Genomic DNA, 23,702 nt, shown 5'->3' with positions numbered 1-23,702 from the left:
CTATACATCCAGCTTAATAATAGTAATTCCTATTTAGCTCTAGTAAATTCTCCTAATAAATAGTTCTTATGTACTAAATATATCCGTCTCCTTGGGGTGTGACAGTTGTGGGTGCGGAATGTGGGTTGTACCTCACGCTTGCGGAGAACCGCTATATGTCAATACAGTTCAGTTGACTAACGCCATGTGCAACTTTACTCTCAAACCTAACCCCCAACCCCTTCCCTGCTAGGGAAGGGGAGCAAGAATCAAAGCCTCTCCCCGAAACGGGGAGAGGAATGGAAGTGGGGTTTTAAGAATCAGTAAACCACAAACTTTTCAAAACCAACGTAAAAACAAGGGTTTCAGCCATTGTGAATCTGGAGTATTCACCATTGCTTTTAGAGGGATCAAGCGATCGCTCGCTTGAAGGTAACTAGGGGTATCGTCTGAAATGCTCAATAAAACGTTGTTTTGTGAGTTCTGTGAGATCCCTGGTTTTAGCTGAAATGTCCAGGTGGTAAAACTTCTAAAAAACTTTTTGGTTTACTGAGAATAAGTTGCACATCGCGTTTGACTAATATTTCCGCTCTTTTGGCTCAAACATGGTAATCGCCACTGGACGATATTGAATATCAATTCCCGCTTGTGAATAGTAGGCCATTGTGTGTTTAAGAAAGTTAGCATCATCTCGCTGCGAATAATCTTCGCGGAAATGAGCGCCACGACTTTCTTGGCGATTTAAAGCTGATGCCAAAATGGTCTGCCCTACTACCATCAAACTTCGCAATTCCAAGGCTTCCACGAGTTCCGTATTCCAGCAACTACCTTTGTCATCTAGGTAAATTTGAGGATATTGCTGTTGTATTCTTTCTAATTTCTGTGACCCTTCAGTCATTAATGACTCAGTGCGAAAAACACCACAGTACTCAGTCATACAATCTTGGAAGGCTTGACGAACTTGGTTAATGCGGTACTGTCCTGGTTGTTCTAGCAAAGCTTGAATTTGTTGCTGGGCTTCGGTTACATACCGTTGCTCATCTACAGAAGGTAACTTACGTTTTTGCACAAATTTGGCGATCGCAGCCCCAGTTCTCTTACCATAAACTACACACTCCAGCAGTGAATTACTCCCCAAGCGATTTGCACCATGTACGGAAACACAAGATGTTTCACCCGCAGCAAAGAAAGCATCAACTAAACCATCGCCACTACTGCGAACTTGCCCATCAGTGTTAACTGGAATACCACCCATACAATAGTGAATTGTCGGACGGACTGGCATAGGTTGAGTTACCGCGTCAACACCTACTAGGCGGTGTGCTTCTTCCCAACAGAAGGGAACGCGACTCATAATTTTTTCTTTACCCAGATGGCGTAGATCCAGATAGACAAAGGGGCCTCCAGCACTTCCATCGAGATGAATCCCACGTCCGGCGCGAATTTCGTAAGCGATCGCTCGTGAGGTAATATCACGAGGAGCTAGTTCCATGCGACTGGGTGCGTAGTTCGCCATAAAGCGATCGCCTTCACTATTAATCAAATACGCCCCTTCTCCCCGTACCGCTTCTGAAATTAGCACGCCTACCGGATATAAGCCAGTGGGATGAAATTGGACAAATTCCATATCTTCGAGGGGCAAACCTGCGATCGCAGTCATTGCCAAACCATCACCAGAAGAAGCGTAATCATTAGAGGTAGTATTATAAACGCGACCATAACCCCCTGTGGCAAACATTACTGCTTTAGCTCTCACTACCTCAATATGTCCATCCAAAAGATGAAACATGACCACACCCTTGGCCTCATTTTCTTCTAAAATCAGACGCATCACGTACCATTCTTCATAAACTTGCACCCCATAACGCCGCAAATTGTTAACCAATTCGTGCAAAATCGCGTGACCGGTCTTATCAGCAGCGTAGCAAGTGCGGTTGTGGGAATGTCCGCCAAAAGCGCGTTGAGCAATGCGACCATCGGGTAAGCGAGAAAATAAGACGCCCATGTGTTCCAAGTCAATTACCACACCTGGCGCTTCTTGGGCGAGAATTGCTACAGCATCTTGGTCTGCCAAATAATCAGAACCCTTGACAGTATCAAAAGCGTGTGCTTCCCAACTATCTTCTGAATCAACATTTTTCAGCGATGCAGCCATACCACCTTGAGCCGCCACCGAGTGCGATCGAATTGGATGGGTTTTAGCAACCACAGCAATATTTAAACTGGGGTCAATACGGGCAATTTCCACAGCAGCGCGACATCCTGCCAATCCACCCCCGACAATAATCACATCATGTTCAAGCATAATTAGCCCCCTGATTGCAAACCACTGCTGTTCTATCTTCCCGCATCGGGAAGGGGGGTTAGGTTTTTGGTGGATTTTTCGACGTAACCTGAATTGTCAGCACCACTCCCTACTCCCCACTCCCCGTCTCAGTTCTGGTCTAAGAAGTCGTTAGCGTGGTCACTGAGCGTAGTCGAAGTGCAGCCTCTGGTAGAGTTGTATTGGTCACTGGTAAAAATTTTAAGGCTATTTACATTTCGTAACATACTTTAATTTTTTCGCGCCAACTTACTTATGCTTTTCAAACATCAAGGTTTTACCGCGTCCTCTTCAATTAATATCTCTGCGGTGAGAGCCTATTTGAACGGGGGGTAAACAGAAGCACCTGTTCTAATTACCAAGGCTCTTACTATTTGCTCTTCTCAAAAAATTTTTACGATATATCAGGTATATCCCTAGTAGGGATAAACCCACTACTGGTGCAGATTCGGGTATGGATTTGATTTTGGCATAAATGGCTGTTGTAGTTGTAGCTTCTTCAAGAGCCTCAATACTTAACTGGCGAACGTCTGGATCAAAACCAGTTAACTCAAGGGTGTATTTATTCCCTCCAAAGGTGAAATTGCGATTACTCAAATTGGTATCTATAAATACAAAGTCTGCATTATTTTCAGAGGGTGTTACTTCATTAACTGTACTTATTAGGCCCAACTTGAAGTCAAAAAATTGGCTGATTCCAACGGTAGGACTGAAGGATACATTGATATTTAAAGGTACAAATCCAACGCTTGTACCTTTAAGTACCGTTCCATTAAAGTAAGTTAAATCAGCTATTTTGAATACAGAGTCGATGTCGGCTGAAAATGAACTTCCATCAAAGGTTAGTTTACTTGGAAGTCCTGCTGACAAAGGAGGTTTACCCCAAGTAAATGAGTTGTTTCCCACACCTCTATATGTGGGATTGGTATCTGTGCTTCTGGGAGTAGGTTCTCCCCATGTACCACTAGAGATACCAGAAAAAGTTAGAGCGCGTGCTTGACTAGAGAAACCAAATCCTGTACCTGCACTGACGAAAAAACTAGATATAGCAGTCGCAACAACCAAATTTAGTTTCATAATTTAGACTTTAATTCTCAATCTGGATCTTATTTCAGCTAGTTCTCCATTCTACATTAGTAAATTTACGGAAAATACGCAAATATTTTATTGTAATTTTAAGAAGCTGGATATTGTACACATAGGTTATTAAACTAAAATTATCAGTTCTTAAAATATTTCACCAGTTTCTAATCAGAAAAACAGTAATTGCGATCGCTACCTTAACTGCTACCCCTACTTAATTGTCAAGTTGATATAAAGCTAATTCTTTTTGGTACTTCACGGGCTATTGGGACACTGTTTTATGACTCTCATGAGATAAAAATTAGAAACCTTTGTTGCGACTAGTTTTTATAAATCTGGCCGTAGATTGGGTAACACTAAAGTTCAACCCAACCTACAAATATTTTATTTTTTCAGAGTAATAAAAGAGCGTTAAGCGGACATGATATGAACCCTAGTTCGAGAAAGCATAAGAGGGTGTTTGAAAAGTCCTGTCCTTGTTGGTAGCAAAAATTTTAGATCCCCCTAAATCCCCTTAAATCTTTTCCCTCACCTCCAGCCCCTCTCCCATATTTGGGAGAGGGGAGACATAATTCCAGTTCCCCGAATCCCATATTTGGGATTCGGGGTTAGGGGATGAGGGCTATTACTTACAAATACTTCCGCAACAATAACCCTAACTTTTCCTTGGTCGCTGCTGGTGCTTTATCCAACTGAGTCAAAATCGCATATTGCAACGCCGAATGCGCCTCACTTGGTGGTGGATTTTCACTCAAGCGCCGCACAGTTTCTTGAATCACCTTTTGAGCATTAACTGCATTCCGCAGCAAATTGCCAATCACCATCTCCACCGTCACACTATCGTGGTCTGGATGCCAACAATCATAATCTGTCACCAGAGCTAAAGTTGCATAGGCAATTTCTGCTTCCCTAGCCAACTTCGCCTCTGGTAAATTCGTCATGCCAATGATTGTTGCACCCCAACTGCGATAAAGATTAGATTCTGCCTTAGTGGAAAAAGCCGGCCCTTCCATACAGACATAAGTACCGCCGCGATGGAGAGTAACTTCTGGTAAATTGAGAGATGCGATCGCATCTGCCAACACAATAGCCAAATTCTGACAAATCGGATCACCAAAGGCAATGTGAGCAACAATTCCTTCACCAAAAAACGTTGAAATCCGGTTTTTTGTCCGATCAATAAACTGATCTGGCACCACCATATCCAGTGGTTTCGCCTCTGCTTTTAAGGAACCAACAGCACTAGCTGATATTAAATACTCCACACCCAATTGCTTCATCGCATGGATATTAGCGCGAAACGGTAATTCAGACGGTAAAAGCGTGTGATTGCGGCCATGACGCGCCAAAAAAGCTACTCGTGTACCATCCAAAGTCCCCAGAATCAAAGCATCAGATGGTGAACCAAAAGGAGTCTCGATTTGCACCTCTTCTACATCTTTGAGCGCATCTATTTTGTACAAACCGCTACCACCAATAATCCCAATACTAGCTTGAGCCATGATTCTGAACCTCTTCCTTGCTGATCTGCTCAGTTATTTTATCGAAAAGGGGAGTAGCAGAAAAGGCAATCAACAAAGCATTGATGCTTATAGCGCTTCTCCAATGGAAGCAATACACTTTGACCTCACTTCCATTCCTCACTTCCTTTAAGGAGAGAGGCTTTTAGGACTTACGCAAAATCATGAAAAAACGAACCGCAAACGCGAGTGCGTCTCCCCCTGGGAGAAGTACGCCAAGTACGCCAAGAAATAAGAGTTGCAGAGAGTTTTTGCGTAAGTCCTGGCTTTGAATCTTACCCCCCTTCCCTCCAAGGGTTGGGGTTGGGGGTTAGGTCTGTATTCCATGCAATTGAGAACCGCTATATATTCAGTCTTATACCAAGTTGTGTTTGATGCTATTTTTTGCTTAAAAGTCAGCCCAGCACATACCTTGATTATAAACAAGACTAACTTTGGCAACTTGGTATTAAGTAAGTCGGCAAGAATAAACCAAACTATATTACGAAACGTAAATACAGCTTAAACCCTTATAAATGACGAAGGACGAAGGACAAATGACAAATGACAGCCTTAGCGAGTTAGCTTTATTTGCGTCGCTCTACTTACAGCTATTTTCAGGTAAATAGACCACGGGGTAGGGAACATTGCTGTGCCCTGACGACAGATGTGGTTCCAATACATGATTTCTGCTGTAAACCAATCGTCACCATAGTGTGTAATCGATGCTTAATGTATACAAATGTTAAGTAGACACCCTCTTACGCAGAGAAACAAAGCAAGCGTTATACTTTTGGCAAAAGGCTTATTTTACCCCGTGCTTTTAACATTTTCATAAATCAATGACTCTCAATTTTCGCTTTGCGGTAGTTAGCGACTTACACCTGGCACTTCCCCACACAATCTGGGATCATCCTAGTCGGTTTCATCTGGTGGAAGTCAGTATCTCCGCCTTTCAAAGTGTACTAGAACATTTAACACAACTGAATTTAGATTTCTTGTTGTTGCCAGGAGATTTAACTCAGCACGGCGAATCAGAGAATCACGCCTGGTTGGAACAATGTTTAGGTCAGCTACCTTTTCCTGTCTATGTTGTTCCTGGTAATCATGACGTTCCTGTGCTGTTGGCTAATCAGCAATCAATTGCTTTTGCGGATTTTCCCTACTATTACACGAAGTTTGGCTATGACGATCCAGAGCAGATTTACTATGTTCGTCAGTTATTGCCTGGAGTTAAGCTGATTGGACTGAATTCTAACTCCTTTAATGACCAGGGTGAGCAAGTAGGGTGTTTGGATACCAAACAGCTACGGTGGTTAGAAGAGGTACTGGCGGCATCTGGCGATGAATTAATTCTGGTGATGGTGCATCATAATGTGGTGGAGCATTTGCCTAATCAATCTAGCCATCCACTGGCAAATCGGTATATGTTAGCGAATTCAGCCCAACTGTTGCAGTTGCTAAGGCGCTACGGAGTCAAACTAGTTTTTACTGGGCATTTACACGTTCAGGATGTTGCTTACTCCCAAGGAGTATACGATATTACCACTGGTTCTTTAGTTAGCTATCCTCACCCTTACCGGGTGCTAGAGTTTCATCGGGATAACCAAGGTAAAGAATGGTTGCAAATTTTATCCCATCGGGTAGAGTCAGTACCTGAGTTCCCCGACTTGCAAGAGTCATCGCGGCAGTGGATGGGCGATCGCTCTTTCCCCTTCCTAATCAAGCTATTAACTCACTCCCCATTAAACTTACCATTATCACAAGCAAAAAAATTAGCTCCTAGCTTGCGCGACTTTTGGGCAACTATTGCTGATGGGGATGCAGTGTTAGATTACCCTCATTTTCCTCTAGAAGTGCGACGCTACATTGAGACTTATAGTGCATCACAGCCTAACCCAGACTTCGCCACTGGTGGAACTTTGACTCTGATTGATAATAACACCACACTTTTGCTGGATAGGAGTTAGGAGTTAGGAGTTAGGAGTTAGGAGTTGGGAGTTAGGAGTTAGGAGTTGGGAGTTAGAACCTGATTCAGCACTCAAAACTCAAAACTCAACACTATAGCGGTTCTCAATTGCATGGAATACAGACCTAACCCCCAGCCCCTTCCCTTCTTAGGGTTGGGGAGTAAGATTCAAAGACTCAAAGCCTCTCTCCTCTTAGGAGATAGGACTTACGCATCATACATATGTACTATACGAAATTTGGGCTTTTGAGCCATATCTAACATCGAACACAGTCAATATGCGACCAAATCAGGGTTATGTTCAGCGCCTGAAACGTTGATTTTGCGTAAAGCATATTATCGTCAATTTGTACAGTGCGTAAGTCCTAGAGAGAGGAATGGAAGTGAGGTCAAAACTGTACTGCACCCAAGCGAGAACCGCTATAGACATCTGGTGAAATTAAGTATGCGTTACCCAGAACCCTTGTAGAGACGTAGCACTGCTACGTCAAAAGAATTCTTTTTCACTCCTATGTCTACTGATTACTGATTTTGGCGACAAATTCCAAATGCTGAGGTGTAGGCGTGTAAGAAGGTTCTGCCACCAACAGGGCCGATTTCACCGCCACAGAAAAAGCCGCCTAGGGGAATATCGTTAAGGTAGCGCTGAAATAGTTCAGAATCGAAATTAGGTTTACCATACAGTCCTTCACCGCGCCCCAAACAGGCAAACATTAAAGCAGCTACGGCAGAGGGTTCAGATTCTCGTTGGTGTTGATAACTTTGCAGGAGTAATTCTAGGTCTTCAGCAGAGGCTTGAGCATCGCGTAGGTGGAATTGCAGCCTTTGCCCAGGACGGACGCGATCGCCAATTGCGATCGCCCCAGCTGTTGGATCCACTCCCAGAATACCACGAATTAAAAAGTCTCCTTGTTGCAAAGCCAGCTTAAATTCATCCATTGCTACACCAACAAACAGAGAGTGCTGTGCTAAAGTCCGTTCTTTTTCGCCCAGACTACCAATCAAATCTCGCAACACCATCAGAGGTACTTTCTCATCTAACTCCAGAATAATATTGCGATCGGCTTTTGTGACTTGCAATGGTTTCCCAATCGGTCGGCATCCTTGGGCTACAATCGTTTCCAAAACAATATTGCCAGTCAAAGCTATACCAACAGTGCCCTCACGATACAAGCTTTGGTGTTCCTCACCACTGGCATCGTTACAGAATAGGGCAACACGCCCACCCATACCCCCACCGCTAGCCTGTCCCCCCACTGTCACTGATCCTGGATAAGCAAAATCCAGCCCCTGCAACAAATCGTTGATTCCAGAGGCGAAAGAACTCGACAGCAAGATGAACTGGGGTGTCGGTGATGGTGGCACACCGATTAAATCAAGCCAAGCATCTGGTGAACTGTCTAAGTCAGGTAATTCTTCAGCAACAATATGAAATACTTTAATCTTCACTCCTGGAAGGTATGCTAAAGTCAAGCTAATAGCTGGTTCGGCTTCCAGTTCTTGAGTATCTCCGCTAACTGTCGTCCCAATCACACCTCCACCACTACAGCCAATTAGCACTGGCACAGAAAGTTTCTCAGCTAACAAGGGTAATAGTCGGGAATACTCACTCGTAAAAGCAGACGAAATGAATACCAGTCCTAGATCCGCAGGTGCTGTTAACGATGAAACAGCTCGTTCCACCACATCTGTAACAGAGGCTTCTAATGAATGACGGGTTGATAAGGCATTTGCCCACTGCATTTGGTCTGCCATGAGTTTTGAGCTTCTTTCTGTTTTTAGGCTAGTTTTGACTTTTTATTTTGGGAAGAATTGCATTTTACAAGAATTTACACCAGCCCTTCGTCTCCACCATCCCAAGAAGCTGGGGTTGTCATTCCCTAATATAGGCATCTAAATATATTGTATGATTATCCATCTATGCTACTTATTCGACAAAATCTTAAAAAATATAAGGTAAATGCATTATATGTGCGCTAGTTTGCTGTATTGGTTATAAATCAATAGGCTAAAACACTAAGTTATGATCGGCTAAGTGGTTAGAATGGTTAGTAATCAAGCCAAAAACTGCCATTTCTAAACTTTTTCTATACTAGTATTAACAACACACAACGAGGCTAAAGCAATGACCAACATCCAAGAAACAGCAAAGAGCGACATCCAAGAGAAAATCCAAGAAGAAGTGGAACAAGCGCGTACTGTCTGTGATATTAACGGTAGCAACTCACCAGAGTGTGCTGCTGCTTGGGATGCAGTAGAAGAATTGCAAGCCGAAGCTTCGCACAAGCGCCAAAGCAAGCCAAAAAACTCTCTAGAACAGTATTGTGATGACAACCCAGAAGCAATAGAATGCCGAGTTTACGACGACTAGAAATTGAGACAAGTGAATTTTCTGTTGTTTGGTCTGCAAGCAATCAGGATTAACCAAAAAAGACGCCCAGAGTGGGGGACGCAGAGATTTGCCAATTTCCTCCACTTGTAAGCGTTCTGTTTAAAGCCTCCGACTTGAGTCGTAAAGACAAAAAATAAGGGGAAAAATTTAAGCACAATTGGGATGCTCCCCGTAGTCAGGACTGAAGTCCTTATTTCCTAAGCAGTAAAGTGCTTACTACAAACCCTCAAAACTAAGGGACTGACAACAAATAAATTACCCAATCTTGTGGGGTGAGCCGAAAAGCCCGCCCCACAAGAAGTAGCTGAGTATTTTTTTATTTGGAAGTCCCTAACGCGGATCATGATGGTAAGTGAGTGAACTCATTATCATGTCTTTATAAGAGTTTCACGTTAAATTAACACCAATGACATCTAAGTAGAGCGACGCAAATAAAGCTAACTGGCTAAGGCTGTCACTTGTCACTTGTCCTTCGTCATTTATAAAGGTTTCAGGTGTATTTACGTTTCGTAATATAGTTTTATTTATTCTTGCCGACTTACTTATAGGACTAGTATTTGATTTTTGAAATACACGTAGGGGAGCCAGTCCTTTGGGCGGGTTTCCCGACTTGAGCGAACTAGCGTTGTGTTAGCGCAGAAAGTACGGCACCACACGCTTGGAATGGTGCGTTACGCTTTGCTAACGCACCCTACGTGACTACTGGGATTTTTTCATAAATCAAATATGATTCCTATATATGTCCCGACAAACTTGTTTTGAATACAAGTAAGTGGGCAAGAATAAATCAAAGTCTGAATTCTTTTTTATTTATTGTTTGAGAAAAACTATGGACTATAATACTTGGTTTCGCCCTTTCGTCTGGATTGATTACCGACTGGCAGTATTATTCCTGGTAGTTATTCCGCTAATTCTTCTGATTTGGGCATTTGTGCAAAAAGCAGAAGGTATACAACGCTTATTGACTATATACTGGCGAGTATCAAGCCTAGTGGCAATCACTATTTACTTAATGATTGCTCAGTATCCAGTTAGCTTTATCTCTGGGTTGATGGCTCGGATTTTGATCCCGATTTCGCTGTGGTTCTGGGTGGATCTCAACGATGAAATTGAGTATCAAAGCAGTGGATCTTTAAAATTGATTTTTACCTCTTGGCGCTGGGCTACAACTGTTTATTGTATTTTGGGCACACTAGCCTTTATTCCTTTTTTGGGTTGTGCTTTTTCTGCCAATGTGTTTAAGGCTCCCTATTGTCGGGTCTGGTTCGAGGCTCCGTTGCTATTTAAAGAATATTTCCATGCCAATAGCAAGGCTGAGTTTTTAGGTTTTCTTGGTATAACTAGTTTAGTAATTTATATACTTTACTTAAGCTATTTTGTTCTGATTAAACTGGGCAAGCAGGGACGCTCGGCTACACCACAGTAACCGTCGCTGCGCCACCGTACCCATAGATGTCAACTTAAGCCTTGGGGAAGGTCATTCGCGCGCCAGTTGCTCATGGGGGAAACCCCCAGACGCTCGCGGACTCGCTAACGCTGCGCTATCGCTTTTGGCGTCTCCCCTTCTCCCAAAGGGAGAGGCTAGCGCCAAGGGAGAAGACCGCACTGGCTTGGCTATACAGGCTTTCGTCCGCCTGCGCAAACTCACGTCAAATCAAGGTTTTGAAACCCAGGTCGGTGGGTGAGAGTTTGTGTAGACGCGGTTTCTAACCCCCCGTTTCACGTTAACTTGACACCAATGCACCGTACCCCTACCCTACTTAAAAAAAAATGAATTCCATTGGCAAGCGACTGGAACAATACACCGCTAAACGCCCCCAAGAAGTCTTACTTGTAACGGTAGAAATTGCTGATGAGCAAGATACAATTGCTATTTTTAAAGGCTTTTCCAGTTCTTTGATGCGTCCTACGGCATTTGATGCAGATATACCAGTTATGCCAGATGGGGCAAACATTCTCAATATTGACCGAGTAGCAAGTCCTTACAATCCTCAAGCACCTCGTTATATTCAACAAGGACTCTCTTGGGAAGCTATGGAAGTTCTATTATCAGAAGTAGCAGTCTAAGTAGGTCGGCGCAATTAAAGTTAACTGGCTAAGGGTGTCATTTGTCATTGGTCATTTGTCATTGGTCATTTGTCATTGGTCATTTGTCATTGGTCATTGGTCATTTGTCATTTGTCATTGGTCATTGGTCATTTGTCATTTGTCATTTGTCATTGGTCATTTGTCATTTGTCATTTGTCATTTGTCATTTGTCATTTGTCATTCATAAGGGTTTTAAGCTTATTTACGTTTCGTAACATACTTAAGTTTTTTCGCACCAACGTACTTAAGTAATTCGTAATTTTGCGGCAATGCTGACTCAGGGGGCTAATATTGCATTGGAGTCGGTCAATCAAATCCATAGGTAATATATAATACATTAGCCTATCAAACATCAGTGATCTCATACCTAACCATCAGCAGAATAAATCACGGAATCCCTTGCTGTATTCTTCACAGTTTGTTACAAAAGTACAAAGAACTTCTAGAGACTAAAAACCACATGTTCGGCGGACTTACTGGTTTACAAGATGCTAAAGGCACAGATTGGGGAGAGCGGATGCTCAACACGGTCGCCAGCCAAACGATTCGCCACCTGTTTACCCAAAGCGAGTCAGTAGAAGTTTTTGTGCGCTGCTACCCCTCCAGCAAGCTGTTGCAAGGCAGCATTGATAGCTTCAAAATGAGCGGTCGTGGCTTGGTGATTCGGAGAGATTTTGCAGTAGAGGAGATGTCTTTTGAAACGGATGCGGTTGCCATTGACTTCGGTTCGGTTTTAAGTGGCAAACTCAGTCTTAAGCGACCCACTCAAGCGATCGCTCAAGTCATATTATCAGAAGCAGGCATCAACCAAGCTTTTAATGCGGAACTGGTGAAAAAGCGCTTGCTTAACCTTACCGTACCATCACTGACAGCATTATCTGGCGGTGAACCAGTCTCCTTTACCGAAGTTCAGGTACAGCTATTGCCAGAAAATCGCTTACAGCTTGTAGCAAAAGCAGATTTAAATAATGGTGAACTTGTACCCCTGAGCATGATCCTAACTATAGGCATTGAAAGGCGGCGGCGAGTTTCGTTCAAAGATCCAAAAATCGAACTTGACCAAGTACCAGAAGCCCAACGAGAAATCTCGCAAACCTTGAGCGTGGCGCTGGTAGAAATTTTGGACAATATGGTTGATCTTGATCGTTTTGACCTCGATGGAGTGAAAATGCGGCTCAACCGATTAGAAACTGAAGGTCAAAAACTTATTTTCAGTGGATATGCTGAAATTGAGCGTATTCCAAGTAGTGCTTGATGCAGTATTATATGTAAAAACGCCAGGTAAAGTGAAGCTTTAAACAAATTACAGCAGTTTTCATGTATTTAGACCACAATTATGAGACCTAACCCCCAACCCCTTCCCTACAAGGGAAGGGGAGAAAATCAAAGCCTCTCTCCTTTTAGGAGAGAGGTTTGGAGAGAGGTCTATTTGTGGTTCATTTACCTGAAAATCGCTGTAAATACCGCCTAGACGATTCTAGGCGGTATTTAAATCTCTAGGTTTTGAAGGGGGTTAGGAGTTATTGCAATACGGTTCGGTTAGTGACAAGTAAGTCGGCAAGAATAAACCTAGCCCGCCTCAGAATGAATTCTGAGTCTAATAGCGAAAGTAGTCTAAAGAGTACTGAGAAAAGGTTATAGCCCGTTTTAACGGACTTTAGCTATGATCTGGGAACTTCAGTTCCGGGTGGTTAATTTTTATTTATCACTCCAAACTCCAAACTCCAAACTCCAAACTCCAAACTCCCTACCGTCCCACGCCTACATATTGAAATCCAGCCCGGATCATTGCTTCGGGGTCGAGGAAGTTACGACCGTCGATGATAACGGGGTGAGCCATCAATTTTGCCATCTTCACGTAGTCGAGAGTGCTGAACTGCTGCCATTCGGTGACGAGTACTAAAGCATCGCAGCCGTCAGCTAGTCTTTCGGCATCGGTTTCTACTAGCACGCCAGAAAGCCCATGACGCATACCTGTTTGGGAAATAATGGGGTCGTAGGCTTTGACTTTGGCTCCCAGTCTGTTTAGCTGCTCGATTAGGATGAGTGCTGGAGCGTCGCGCAAGTCGTCGGTATCTGGCTTGAAAGTCAGTCCAAGTAATCCAACTGTTTTGCCTTTGAGAATTTTCAGAACTTGTTGGAGTTTTTCTAAAGCAATCAATCTCTGACGTTCGTTGACACTTACAGCAGCTTTCATTAGCTGGGCTTCATAGCCATAATCATCAGCAGTGTGAATCAGAGCCGAGACATCTTTGGGAAAGCAGGAACCACCCCAACCAATACCAGCTTGTAAAAATTTCTTACCAATGCGGGAGTCGAGACCGATACCTTTAGCTACTTGGGTGACATCAGCACCGACGCGATCGCAAATATTGGCGACTTCGTTAATAAAACTAATTTTAGTGGCTAAAAAGGCATTAGCGGCGTATTTAATCATCTCCGCTGAACTCAAGTCTGTTGCCAAAATAGGCACATCGGGTAAAGATTGATCATCTGCGTACTTGCGTTGCACAATTGGGGCATAAAGTTGTTCCATTAAGGCTACTGCCCTTTGACTATTGCCTCCTAGTACAATGCGATCGGGGTTGAAGGTGTCATGAACTGCCGAACCTTCGCGCAAAAACTCTGGATTGCTCACCACATCAAACTCGGTTACAATCTCAGGTAATTTATCATCAGACGATACTCCACCTGCGGTTACTAGTGTTTTCTGCCGTTCAGCAATCCCATCGAGAACAAGCATCCGCACCCAGTCACCTGAGCCAATGGGTACTGTAGATTTATTGACTATGACCTTATAACCACCGTTGAGATTTTCCCCAATACCACGGGCTACAGCTTCGACGTAACGGGTATCACTTTCACCAGTGGGTAAAGGTGGTGTTCCCACAGCAATAAACAGAATTTCCCCGTGGGCGACTCCGGCGGCGAGATCAGTGCTGAACTCAATTTTCTGGGCTTGAATGGCAGAGTGCATAATTTCTGAGAGTCCCGGCTCAAAAATTGGGGACTGTCCAGACTTCATTAACTTAACTTTTTCTTCGTTATTGTCTATGCAAATTACATCGTGGCCAATATGAGCCAAGCAAGCACCTGTAACTAAACCAACGTAACCAGTACCAATCACGCAAACACGCATTTTTTAACTCCTCACTTTTTTGGGTTAGTCTTCAAAAACAAGTTCTCAATTATGATACTTATACACTGCCAAGAAACTCGACCACTAAGCATATTAGTTATGGAGAGCAAGCCTCCATGAAAAGAGAGAGCGACTCTATGGGCCACTCAGGTGGTTGAATTATTGACATCGCCGTGAATGCGATCGCGAAAATCTTCTATTGTGAGTTTTAACCCCTCTTGCAGAGCAATGGTAGGTTCCCAGTTTAACCAAGTTTTTGCCTTGGTGATATCAGGCTGGCGACGCCGGGGGTCGTCTGAAGGTAGTGGCTCGAACTTAATTTGCGCGTCCGGGTTGATCATATTCTGCACGGCTTGTGCCAATTGTAAAATCGTGTATTCACCAGGATTGCCTAGGTTTACCGGGCCAATGTAGTCGCCATTCATTAGGCGGATGAATCCTTCCACTAAATCGGAAACGTAGCAGAAACTACGAGTTTGTGAACCATCACCGTACACAGTTAAAGGATTATCCTGCAAGGCTTGAACTATAAAGTTGCTCACCACCCGGCCATCGTTTTCTAACATTCTCGGCCCGTAGGTGTTGAAGATCCGAGCAACTCTAATATCAACTTTATTTTGCCTGTAGTAATCAAATGCTAGAGTCTCAGCAATTCTTTTACCTTCGTCGTAGCATGAACGTATCCCAATGGGATTGACGCTACCTCTATACTCTTCAGTTTGGGGATGAATTTCGGGATCACCGTATACTTCACTAGTTGAAGCTAAGAAAAACCTAGCTTTCACACGTTTAGCTAGCCCCAACATATTCAGTGTTCCCATCACGTTAGTTTTAACCGTTTTAACTGGGTTGTACTGATAATGTACTGGTGAAGCAGGACAAGCTAAATGATAAATTTGATCCACTTCTAACCGAATTGGTTCAGTAATATCGTGGCGGATCAGTTCAAAGTATGGATGACCTAACCATTTAAGGATGTTCCTTTTGTGGCCAGTGTAAAAATTATCTAAGCATATTAATTCATGCCCAGCAGCCATTAGTCGGTCGATGAGATGGGAACCAATAAACCCAGCACCGCCCGTCACCAAAATTCTCATAGGTTTCCCAGTTAGTTACAAATATTTTCAGTAGCTATTGAACTTACTTTTAGATTACCCAGCTTGGGGACAAAAATACAAAAGGAAAAAAAAGAACAGGGATGAATCAAAAAGTTTTGTTGAACTTAACTTATTTTTCTACAGATGTAGCTTTATGATGTTTTTACCTGCTTTCTTAAGAATTTAACTAGCAAAATAACAAAAATTCTTTCAAAATTGTCCGTGTTTTAGCTAAAGTTTATCAAATCTTCATCAATATAAAGTGTTTTTACCCTTGCTACTGTTCTCAGTTGGATGCTAAGTAACAGGGAGTAGGAACATCCAGATGTAAGTAGATCGGCGCGATTAAAGATAACTGGTTATGGCTGTCATTTGTCCTTAGTCATTCGTCATTGGTAAGGGTTTCAAGTTTATTTACGTTTCGTCACATAGTTTGATTTATTTTCACCGACTTACTTAAGTACGTCGGCGCAATACTGGGCGGGCTTTTCGTTCCACCCCACAAGAGTTATATTTATAGGACTTACGCAAGTGTTACAAAAAATAAAAGCTTTTAGTTTGTAGTCAGGGCTACCCTACGGGAAAGCTCCGCGAACAGCCCTGATGAAAGAGGACTTTAGTCCTCTCTTCTCTTCTTAGGCTGCGCCAACGACTACGCTCAGTGACCACGCCAACGAGACGCACTCGCGTTCACTACAAACTCCAAATAATATGCCAGTTGCGTAAGTCCTAATTTAATTCGATTATGCAAACTAGATATTTTTTAGCTTATCACACAGCAGATGTAATGCTGCTAATTGTGTGAGACATCACTACATTTGTGGTTTGGGTGCGTTGGGGTTCTCCAAGCATGACTATGGAGCAGGTAAGTTGTCTGGTTAACTGGGTTGTAACATCGCTAATAGCTAATCCTCCAGGACTGGTACGATTACGTGTAAAAGGTAAGACGACTAGATCATATAATCGTGCTGCTTGCAAAATTGCTTGGGCAACATTTTCATGAGCGATAATTTGAACTTCTGGGGTATTAGCCAAAACCAATTTAGACACCATTAGGGAGAGATGCGATCGCCTCCAAGCAATTTTACTCGAACTAGTGCGGCGATCGCACACATTCAGCACAGTAATGTGGCTCTGATTTGCCTCTGCTAGAATCTGGGCAAATTGCACAGGCTGTAATGTCGGCGCTGTTAAGTTTTCTACTGGTACTAAAATGCGCTGAATTTTTTTCGGTGATTCTACTAAACGTGTCACAGCTACTGGACAATGGGATGCCCAAAGTATGCCATCAATTACATTTCCAAATAAACGCGCTCGTAATCCAGTTCGTTTACCCCAACCCATAACAATTAAACTAGCCTTTTGTTCACGAGCAGCTCTGCTAATTCCTTGAGCAAAGGCATCATCAATTCGCAGCACTGATTCTGCGGGTACGCCCAATAATTGACTTTGTGCTGTGGCTTTTGTCAATAACCGCTCACTTCGTTGTAGAGAGGCTTCTAATTGCGGTGCATCCATGTGAGCCGCAGCAGGAGCGATCGCCAGTGGTATAATTTTCCCCTGAGACTGACGCGCTAATAGCGCCGCCATCTCAATCAAATACTGCTGAGTCTGAGGATTATATACAGGTACAACTACAGTAAAAGCACTGTCTGTTTCTGCGGCATTCTGGTCAGGTAGAGGTAGTGTTGGATCTTCGACTGGTGAGGAATTCAAACCAACAGCTATTCTACTGGTTATCAACGGCCCCAAGGTTGATGTGACAAGCATTAAAACAATGACGCTGTGTAATACTTCTAGTGGTAGCAACCCAGCCCGATATCCCACTAAAGTTGTTGCTAAGGTTGTACCAACCTGGGGAAGTGACAGCGACCACATCGTTAGCATTTCTTGCCATTTATAGCGGTAAACTAATTTTGCCAAGAAAGCTGCCATCAATTTAGTGACAATCAAACCAACTAACATCAACAGAGTTAACTTGAGCGTATCCAGATTGTTGACAAAAGCGGGTAAATTGATCACTAAGCCAAGGTCAACAAAGAAAATGGGAATGAACAGCACACTGCCAATAAATACCACCTTTTCTTTGACTGGCCCTTCACCCACAGCTTCATTTACAGCCAAACCCGCTAAAAAGGCACCGACAATTCTTTCTATCCCAATTAATTGAGCGCCCACAGCCGCCAGAAACACAGAAAGCAACACAAACAAAAACTTGTTTCCTTCGTCGTCTCCAGACCGCTTGAAAAATTCTTTCCCCGCCCAATCAAAGCCTGTGACAACAGCAACAGAGTAAATAATTAACCAACCCGACAAGGTGAGTAGTTTCGCAAAACTGAATGCCCCAGCATGAGCGACAGCTACACAAATAGCTAATATCAGTACTGCGCCAACATCTGTAAAAATTGTCGCCCCCAGAGTCACCCTAACAGCTTCGTTGTTTACCACTCCCAAACGGCTGATTATGGGATATGCCAAAAGGGTATAGGAAGCGAATAAAGAGCCAATTAATATTGATGTATCCCAGCCATAACCTAAAATCAGCCCTACTAAGGTTCCCATCAGCAGGGGTATAGTGAAAGTCAAGCTAGCAAACCCAAAGGCACGACTTTTTCTCAGGCGAAACTGTTCTAGATCAACTTCTAGCCCTGCGACAAACAATAAGTAAATTAACCCAATGTCTGACAGCAAGTTAATCACCGGCGAGTCGGACTGAAATAGATTCCAGCCTGAAGGCCCAAGTACTAGCCCTGAGAAAACCAAACCCACTAATCCTGGTAATCTTAGCCGTTCAAACATGATCGGTATAACTAAGATGACCAGCAGCAAAATAGCAAAGGGAACAATTGGTTCCTTGCCAAGAACTTGGGAAGTTGGTTCCAGAACAAGAACTTGTGATATGAGTTCCATAGGTAGGAATTGAAGGGGCTATGGTAAAATGGCGATTACCTTGGGGGCGATCGCCTGATCGATATAAATAAATGGAGAAGCCACCTGAGGAAAAACCAAAAATCTTACACTTAAGTAGGTTGGCGCAATTAAAGTTAACTGGCTAAGGCTGTCATTTGTCCTTTGTCATTGGTCATTAGTAAAGGTTTTAAGCTTATTTACGTTTCGTAACATACTTAACTTTTTTCGCAACAACGTACTTACACTAACTAGGTAATTGTCTCAAAACTAACTACCTACGGATGAATTTGACTTAAAATGAACCGCAAGCGATCGTAGTCATCTTTAAGTAGTACACTCAAGCTACGTCCAGCTTTAATTAGCCATTCTCGGTCAGCTTTGCGTAACTGGTATACAGATCGAATGGCAGCTGCGGTCAAAGACTCTACTGGCGCACCATTGATACAAAGCAGTCCCCGTAAAAAATCTAGTTCTTCAGTAAATTTAATGATAGCTTCTGGTTCACATCGATAAACAGCTTGATGAATTTGTGGGGGACGGGGTGGAAGATACTGATATACTCTTCGGTTATAACTTTGATTTTGCGAAGATAGTTCAAATCCCATGATTGCAGCCCGGAATTCTGTTCTCAGCATGGCAAATATTTGGGGTTGTTCTTCTCGTAAATCTTGCAAGGACAACCCCAAAGCTCTAGCCCGGTGTACGGAATCTATAGGCATAGTAGTAGCATAGTATACCACACCATAAATCTGATTGCCAGATTCTTCATCTAGAGAAGAAACCCAACTACCAAAGGGTGGCATCGAGGGAAAGCTCAAATCTTCCGGTTCCAAACACTGAGCTAAAAATTCAGTACTAGTAGTTTCTATAACCTCAGCAATGTGGTTGGGGTGGCGATCGCCAGTGGCAAACTGTGGTAAGGGGAGGCGCATGGTAATTTAGTCATTAGTCATTGGTCATTAGTCATTAGTTTTTGCCAAATGACAAAAGACAGCGCACGGTAATTTAGTCATTGGTCATTGGTCATTGGTCATTAGTTTTTGCCAAATGACAAAAGACAAATGACAAAAGACTAATGACTAATGACTAATCTTATTTGGCTTTTTTAGGTGCGGCTGTGGTCTCTACGAGTTCCAATTCCCTCAGACGGAAGGTAACTAATTTATCCCAGTTACCACCTTCAAATAATACGGCTACTTTGCCATCACTCACCCGTTGTACGAGTCCTTCGTAGCGATAATAGGTATCTGCGGGATTCTTGACGCGAATAGTTGCTCCAGGCAGAATCATGTTTTTAGCCTCGTTTGTTTCCTTCTAATAGCTTAATACTTCTTATTGAGCATTGAGCATTGACAAAGCGTAGCTTTGGCGGGGTGGGGTTCAAATTGTTTGATTTATGCAACAGGTCTAATAACTATTGACAAATGACCAATGACCAATGACCAATGACTAATACTTCTGTCTTCGTCGAAAATTTGCTACCGATTCTACTATTCCCAAGGAAATGAAGTTGGTCAGCATAGCAGAACGCCCATAACTCATCCAAGGAAGGGGAATTCCTGCCACAGGTGCTAAACCTACGGTCATCCCAACGTTCACAATCACCTGAAACATGATCATCGACAAAACGCCAATAGCCAACAAGGAACCAAAGTTATCTTTGGCGGTTTGGGCAATATGCAGTAGACGAAAGCAAATTAGGCAGAAAACAAATAACACTGTCAAACAACCAACAAAACCAAATTCTTCTCCCACTGCGGAGAAAATAAAGTCTGTATGCTGTTCAGGCACAAAATTCAGTTGCGTCATTGGCCCCTTGAACAGACCCCATCCCCAAATTTCACCAGCACCAATAGCAATACGAGATTGAATTAGGTGATAGCCAGCGCCCAGTGGATCGTGATCGGGATCTATAAATACAGTTAGCCGATCTTTTTGATACTCTTTCAAAATATGGTTCCAGGCAAAGACTCCTAATTCGCCACCCAGTATATTGAGACTCCACGCACTGATAGCACCAAAACCAAATCGCCGCGCGGGAAGAGTTTGCCAGCCCACAATAGCCATCGCAGCTGACCAAATTAGCCCTAATGGCCCAAAAGATAGTTCTTTGAATAAAACTATCGGCTGTGCTAATGGCCAAGATATACTAAACAAAATGGCGGCAACCACAGGAGAAATCATCAAAATTAACCAGCCTGGGTTAGCATTTGCCCAGTACAACATTCCTAAAACGATCGCACCGAATACCAGTGATGTTGCTAAATCTGGCTGTAAAAATACCAATCCCCAAGGTATAGCGGTGATTGCCAGAACCTGGAAAACACCTTCGATGCTAGAAGCCGTGCGTCTCTGTAACAAAGCTGCTAAGGTAATGATCATGCCGACTTTCGCAAACTCTGAGGGTTGCACGTTAAAGCCAGCGATACTAATCCAGCGTTGTGCCCCTTTAGCACTAGTACCAGCAATCATCACAGCCACTAAACTAAAGTTCGTCAGTGCGTATATTATCCAGTGCCACTGCATCAAGAGTTCGTAACGGGTGCGAGCTAAAAACAGGGCTATAAACACGCCGATACCCGCTACCAACCAGTGCCACCACCAGTCAGTTACTGGCTGCTTCATCTCCGTGCTGAGAATCATGATGCCACCAAATATACTGACAGCAATGGGCAAAAAAAATAGTAGCCAATCTACATATTGCCAGGGCTTAACCCAAGACTTGCAGCGAATTTTTGGGAGCGATGGTTTTAACAACATTGTGTCAGTTTAGACTTTTTTAACAAAGTTTAGGGATTTAATTCCCCTGCTTCTATCAAGCAGCGCGAATTGAACGCCTAAATCTAAATCCCCGCCACAAAACGTAATTACGAATTACGAATTACGAATTACGAATTAAGTACGTTGGTGCGAAAACAGTTAAGTATGTTACGAAACGTAAATAAGCTTAAAACCTTTACTAATGACCAATGACAAAGGACAAATACTTCGACTTCGCTCAGTACAAGTGACAGCCTTAGCCAGTTAACTTTAATTGCGCCAACCTACTTACGAATTATTTTAAGTGTTGGGTATTGGGCATTGGGCAATAATCAATAGTTCTTCTTCCCCTGGTGTCCATGCTCTCTCATGCCCCATGCCCCAATTTATTATGTCAAAGCAGCAACTGATACTTTACCAGCAATGGCAAGAGCGATCGCTGTTAATGCTTTTGCCGAAGCTGAATCTGGATCGCCAACAACTATTGGCACACCACTGTCACCACCAACTCGCGTGGAAATCTCTAGCGGTACGCACCCCAACAGTGGTACTCCCAATTCGGCAGCTGTTTTGGAACCACCACCGGAACCAAATATGTCATACTGTTTATCTGGTTGATCGGGCGGTATAAAATAGCTCATATTTTCCACGATCCCCAATACCGGAATATTCATCTGCTGAAACATCCGCAATCCCTTGCGAGAATCTAAGAGAGCTACAGTTTGCGGTGTGGTGACAATTACTGCCCCAGCCATAGGCACTGCTTGGGTTAAAGTTAACTGAGCATCTCCGGTTCCCGGTGGCATATCTACAATCAAATAGTCCAGATTTCCCCATTCAACTTGATAGAGAAACTGGCGAATTACACCATTGAGCATAGGCCCCCGCCAAATTACTGGTTGATCTCGGTCAATCAAAAAGCCCATTGAAACTAATTTGACGCCGTGATTAAAAGCAGGTTCCAGGATGTCACCTGTTTCAGTAGAACGCACTACAATTTGGGCATCAGCCAGACCCAGCATGGTGGGGTCATTGGGGCCATAAATATCAGCATCTAGCAAGCCGACTTTCGCCCCAGTTTGAGCTAGAGCCACTGCTACATTCACTGCCACTGTACTTTTACCAACGCCACCTTTGCCACTGGAAACAGCAACGATATTTTTCACCCCAGAAATGCCCGTCCGGTCAGGTAAACTTTTTTGTTGAGGTGTTTCTGCCGTCACTTCTATGCTGACATCTGTAACGCCTGGGAGTTTTTTGACAGCTTTCTGACAGTCTTCGACAATAAATTCACGTAAAGGACAGGCAGGAGTAGTTAACACTAAAGTGAAACTAACCTTACCACCGTCAATTTTGACGTTGCGAATCATATTCAGTTCTACCAGACTTTTGCGGAGTTCTGGGTCTTCCACTGGTCGCAAAACTTCTAAGACAGAGCGAGAATCGAGGACATCGTACATAAAAATTCAAAATGAATGAATAAATACACTTGTGGGGAACATCTTAGCTATTAACTGGATGCTTTTTTAAGTAAGGTCAGCTAAGTTCAGTAAATCGAAAACTTTTGTAATTCAACGAAATAATAAGGGTTTCAGCCTAAGTTTTGAGTCTTGCTGAAAGCGAACATCTGTTCTAAATAGAGCGACGCAAATACAGCTAACTGGCTAAGAGTGTCATTTGTCATTTGTCATTTGTCATTTGTCCTTTGTTATTTGTTATTTGTTATTTGTCCTTTGTCGTTTGTCCTTTGTCATTTGTCATTTGTTATTTGTCATTTATAAGGGTTTAAGGTGTATTTACGTTTTGTAATATAGTTTGGTTTATTCTTACCGACTTACTTAGTTAGCAGAGTTTAGCTACAAAGCAAGGTTAAAAAGCTTGTTATAAGTAGGTCGGCACAATTAAAGCCAACTGGTTAAGGCCTCACCCTTACCTAAAAATCAAAACAACTGTCATTAAGAGTTTTTTTCTTACCAGATACCGTTGGTAATGCCGTCTTTTCTACTGCCTCGACTAAAGACCGTGCAACGCGGTTTGCATAAGGACGGGATAAAGACCAAATCAAGGGCGATAACCAACCTCGTAGCCTTACAGAATAAGACAGACAAGTACCACAAACCGTTGACTCTACTTGATAAGTCACCCGTTCCTCTATTCCAGGAATTGCCAGTACTCGGATACTCAGCATCTCTCTAGGATTAACGCGTTCCACAAAAATTTTGATGGGAATCGGTGAAAAGCGTGTTGCAGCTTGAAAAATTAATCCTGGTTTGGGTACTAATCCGTAGGGGACATTAGTACTCTTAAGTAGTGGATGCCAAGAAACATCTGTTAAATCAACGACTTTTTGCCACAGTTCATCTACAGAAGCAGAACTAATTTCTCGATACGTCCATACCAGAGAAGCGCAAAACCGACGACGTTTGCGGTGGATGAATTTGGATAACCAACCTTGCATTTTCC

18 protein-coding genes are annotated in these 23,702 nt (G+C 43.1%); 6 read left to right on the top strand and 12 right to left on the bottom strand.

The annotated features are described in order from the left end of the window. Positions 1-556: 556 nt before the first annotated feature. From LC605_RS15165 to LC605_RS15155, 3 genes are all read right to left on the bottom strand, one after another. Positions 557-2,284 carry a succinate dehydrogenase/fumarate reductase flavoprotein subunit gene (locus LC605_RS15165; RefSeq protein WP_229548357.1) on the bottom strand — a complete coding sequence of 576 codons (1,728 nt, stop codon included), beginning with the start codon at positions 2,282-2,284 and terminating at the stop codon, positions 557-559. A 369-nt stretch (positions 2,285-2,653) separates the two neighbouring features. Further along, a complete protein-coding gene (locus LC605_RS15160; protein WP_229548356.1) occupies positions 2,654-3,379 on the bottom strand; it encodes a choice-of-anchor K domain-containing protein in 726 nt (241 codons plus the stop codon). A gap of 635 nt (positions 3,380-4,014) precedes the next feature. After that, a complete protein-coding gene (locus LC605_RS15155; protein ID WP_229548355.1) occupies positions 4,015-4,887 on the bottom strand; it encodes an S-methyl-5'-thioadenosine phosphorylase in 873 nt (290 codons plus the stop codon). A gap of 839 nt (positions 4,888-5,726) precedes the next feature. Between LC605_RS15155 and LC605_RS15150 the strand changes: the two genes are divergently transcribed. After that, positions 5,727-6,854 (top strand): metallophosphoesterase, encoded by a 1,128-nt coding sequence (locus tag LC605_RS15150; protein WP_229548354.1) that lies wholly within the window; start codon positions 5,727-5,729, stop codon positions 6,852-6,854. 521 nt (positions 6,855-7,375) lie between these two features. Here LC605_RS15150 and LC605_RS15145 read toward each other — a convergent pair. Further along, positions 7,376-8,608, bottom strand: a complete 1,233-nt coding sequence (locus LC605_RS15145) for an FIST N-terminal domain-containing protein (RefSeq protein WP_229548353.1) — start codon at positions 8,606-8,608, stop codon at positions 7,376-7,378. Positions 8,609-8,978: 370 nt separating this feature from the next. Here LC605_RS15145 and LC605_RS15140 point away from each other — a divergent pair, with 370 nt between their 5' ends. The 5 genes from LC605_RS15140 to LC605_RS15120 all read left to right on the top strand — a co-directional run bounded on the left by LC605_RS15140 (position 8,979) and on the right by LC605_RS15120 (position 12,588). Next, the gene (locus LC605_RS15140; protein ID WP_229548352.1) at positions 8,979-9,224 is read left to right on the top strand and encodes a Calvin cycle protein CP12; all 246 of its coding nucleotides are present in this window, start codon (positions 8,979-8,981) and stop codon (positions 9,222-9,224) included. Between the two features lie 850 nt (positions 9,225-10,074). Further along, positions 10,075-10,671 (top strand): DUF3177 family protein, encoded by a 597-nt coding sequence (locus LC605_RS15135; protein WP_229548351.1) that lies wholly within the window; start codon positions 10,075-10,077, stop codon positions 10,669-10,671. 344 nt (positions 10,672-11,015) lie between these two features. Next, complete coding sequence (locus LC605_RS15130; RefSeq protein ID WP_229548350.1) at positions 11,016-11,312, top strand: hypothetical protein; 297 nt, start codon at positions 11,016-11,018, stop codon at positions 11,310-11,312. Positions 11,313-11,346: 34 nt separating this feature from the next. Continuing rightward, a complete protein-coding gene (locus LC605_RS15125; RefSeq protein WP_229548349.1) occupies positions 11,347-11,520 on the top strand; it encodes a hypothetical protein in 174 nt (57 codons plus the stop codon). 273 nt (positions 11,521-11,793) lie between these two features. Continuing rightward, on the top strand, positions 11,794-12,588 hold the full coding sequence (locus tag LC605_RS15120; RefSeq protein WP_229548348.1) for a DUF2993 domain-containing protein: 795 nt from the start codon (positions 11,794-11,796) through the stop codon (positions 12,586-12,588). 492 nt (positions 12,589-13,080) lie between these two features. On the opposite strand, the gene LC605_RS15115 is transcribed toward LC605_RS15120, so the two are convergent. The 8 genes from LC605_RS15115 to LC605_RS15080 form a co-directional block, all read right to left on the bottom strand. Then, positions 13,081-14,472, bottom strand: a complete 1,392-nt coding sequence (locus LC605_RS15115; RefSeq protein WP_229548347.1) for a UDP-glucose/GDP-mannose dehydrogenase family protein — start codon at positions 14,470-14,472, stop codon at positions 13,081-13,083. Positions 14,473-14,618: 146 nt separating this feature from the next. Continuing rightward, the gene (locus LC605_RS15110; protein WP_229548346.1) at positions 14,619-15,569 is read right to left on the bottom strand and encodes a UDP-glucuronic acid decarboxylase family protein; all 951 of its coding nucleotides are present in this window, start codon (positions 15,567-15,569) and stop codon (positions 14,619-14,621) included. Between the two features lie 771 nt (positions 15,570-16,340). Beyond that, a complete protein-coding gene (locus LC605_RS15105; RefSeq protein WP_229548345.1) occupies positions 16,341-18,479 on the bottom strand; it encodes a cation:proton antiporter in 2,139 nt (712 codons plus the stop codon). Between the two features lie 275 nt (positions 18,480-18,754). Continuing rightward, positions 18,755-19,411, bottom strand: a complete 657-nt coding sequence (locus tag LC605_RS15100) for an HAS-barrel domain-containing protein (protein ID WP_229548344.1) — start codon at positions 19,409-19,411, stop codon at positions 18,755-18,757. 160 nt (positions 19,412-19,571) lie between these two features. Then, positions 19,572-19,769, bottom strand: coding sequence for an NAD(P)H dehydrogenase subunit NdhS (locus tag LC605_RS15095; RefSeq protein ID WP_229548343.1), 198 nt, complete (start codon positions 19,767-19,769; stop codon positions 19,572-19,574). A 159-nt stretch (positions 19,770-19,928) separates the two neighbouring features. Then, positions 19,929-21,239, bottom strand: coding sequence for a rod shape-determining protein RodA (gene rodA, locus LC605_RS15090; protein WP_229548342.1), 1,311 nt, complete (start codon positions 21,237-21,239; stop codon positions 19,929-19,931). 389 nt (positions 21,240-21,628) lie between these two features. Beyond that, positions 21,629-22,699: an Mrp/NBP35 family ATP-binding protein gene (locus LC605_RS15085; RefSeq protein WP_229548341.1), complete on the bottom strand. Its 1,071-nt coding sequence runs from the start codon at positions 22,697-22,699 to the stop codon at positions 21,629-21,631. A gap of 473 nt (positions 22,700-23,172) precedes the next feature. Then, on the bottom strand, positions 23,173-23,697 hold the full coding sequence (locus LC605_RS15080) for an SRPBCC family protein (protein ID WP_229548340.1): 525 nt from the start codon (positions 23,695-23,697) through the stop codon (positions 23,173-23,175). Positions 23,698-23,702 lie beyond the last annotated feature (5 nt).

The sequence above is a fragment of the Nostoc sp. CHAB 5836 genome (genome assembly GCF_020829445.1).
Taxonomy (GTDB): domain Bacteria; phylum Cyanobacteriota; class Cyanobacteriia; order Cyanobacteriales; family Nostocaceae; genus Nostoc.
This window is presented reverse-complemented; position numbering and strand designations above follow the sequence as displayed.

Excerpts from the sequence above, each read along its gene's own strand:
- LC605_RS15155 (WP_229548355.1), bottom strand. The coding sequence starts at position 4,887 with ATGGCTCAAGCTAGTATTGGGATTATTGGTGGTAGCGGTTTGTACAAA.
- LC605_RS15085 (WP_229548341.1), bottom strand. The coding sequence starts at position 22,699 with ATGTACGATGTCCTCGATTCTCGCTCTGTCTTAGAAGTTTTGCGACCA.
- rodA (WP_229548342.1), bottom strand. The coding sequence starts at position 21,239 with ATGTTGTTAAAACCATCGCTCCCAAAAATTCGCTGCAAGTCTTGGGTT.
- LC605_RS15160 (WP_229548356.1), bottom strand. The coding sequence starts at position 3,379 with ATGAAACTAAATTTGGTTGTTGCGACTGCTATATCTAGTTTTTTCGTC.
- LC605_RS15165 (WP_229548357.1), bottom strand. The coding sequence starts at position 2,284 with ATGCTTGAACATGATGTGATTATTGTCGGGGGTGGATTGGCAGGATGT.
- LC605_RS15145 (WP_229548353.1), bottom strand. The coding sequence starts at position 8,608 with ATGGCAGACCAAATGCAGTGGGCAAATGCCTTATCAACCCGTCATTCA.
- LC605_RS15100 (WP_229548344.1), bottom strand. The coding sequence starts at position 19,411 with ATGCGCCTCCCCTTACCACAGTTTGCCACTGGCGATCGCCACCCCAAC.
- LC605_RS15140 (WP_229548352.1), top strand. The coding sequence starts at position 8,979 with ATGACCAACATCCAAGAAACAGCAAAGAGCGACATCCAAGAGAAAATC.
- LC605_RS15095 (WP_229548343.1), bottom strand. The coding sequence starts at position 19,769 with ATGATTCTGCCTGGAGCAACTATTCGCGTCAAGAATCCCGCAGATACC.
- LC605_RS15135 (WP_229548351.1), top strand. The coding sequence starts at position 10,075 with ATGGACTATAATACTTGGTTTCGCCCTTTCGTCTGGATTGATTACCGA.
- LC605_RS15115 (WP_229548347.1), bottom strand. The coding sequence starts at position 14,472 with ATGCGTGTTTGCGTGATTGGTACTGGTTACGTTGGTTTAGTTACAGGT.
- LC605_RS15130 (WP_229548350.1), top strand. The coding sequence starts at position 11,016 with ATGAATTCCATTGGCAAGCGACTGGAACAATACACCGCTAAACGCCCC.
- LC605_RS15120 (WP_229548348.1), top strand. The coding sequence starts at position 11,794 with ATGTTCGGCGGACTTACTGGTTTACAAGATGCTAAAGGCACAGATTGG.
- LC605_RS15110 (WP_229548346.1), bottom strand. The coding sequence starts at position 15,569 with ATGAGAATTTTGGTGACGGGCGGTGCTGGGTTTATTGGTTCCCATCTC.
- LC605_RS15150 (WP_229548354.1), top strand. The coding sequence starts at position 5,727 with ATGACTCTCAATTTTCGCTTTGCGGTAGTTAGCGACTTACACCTGGCA.
- LC605_RS15105 (WP_229548345.1), bottom strand. The coding sequence starts at position 18,479 with ATGGAACTCATATCACAAGTTCTTGTTCTGGAACCAACTTCCCAAGTT.
- LC605_RS15080 (WP_229548340.1), bottom strand. The coding sequence starts at position 23,697 with ATGCAAGGTTGGTTATCCAAATTCATCCACCGCAAACGTCGTCGGTTT.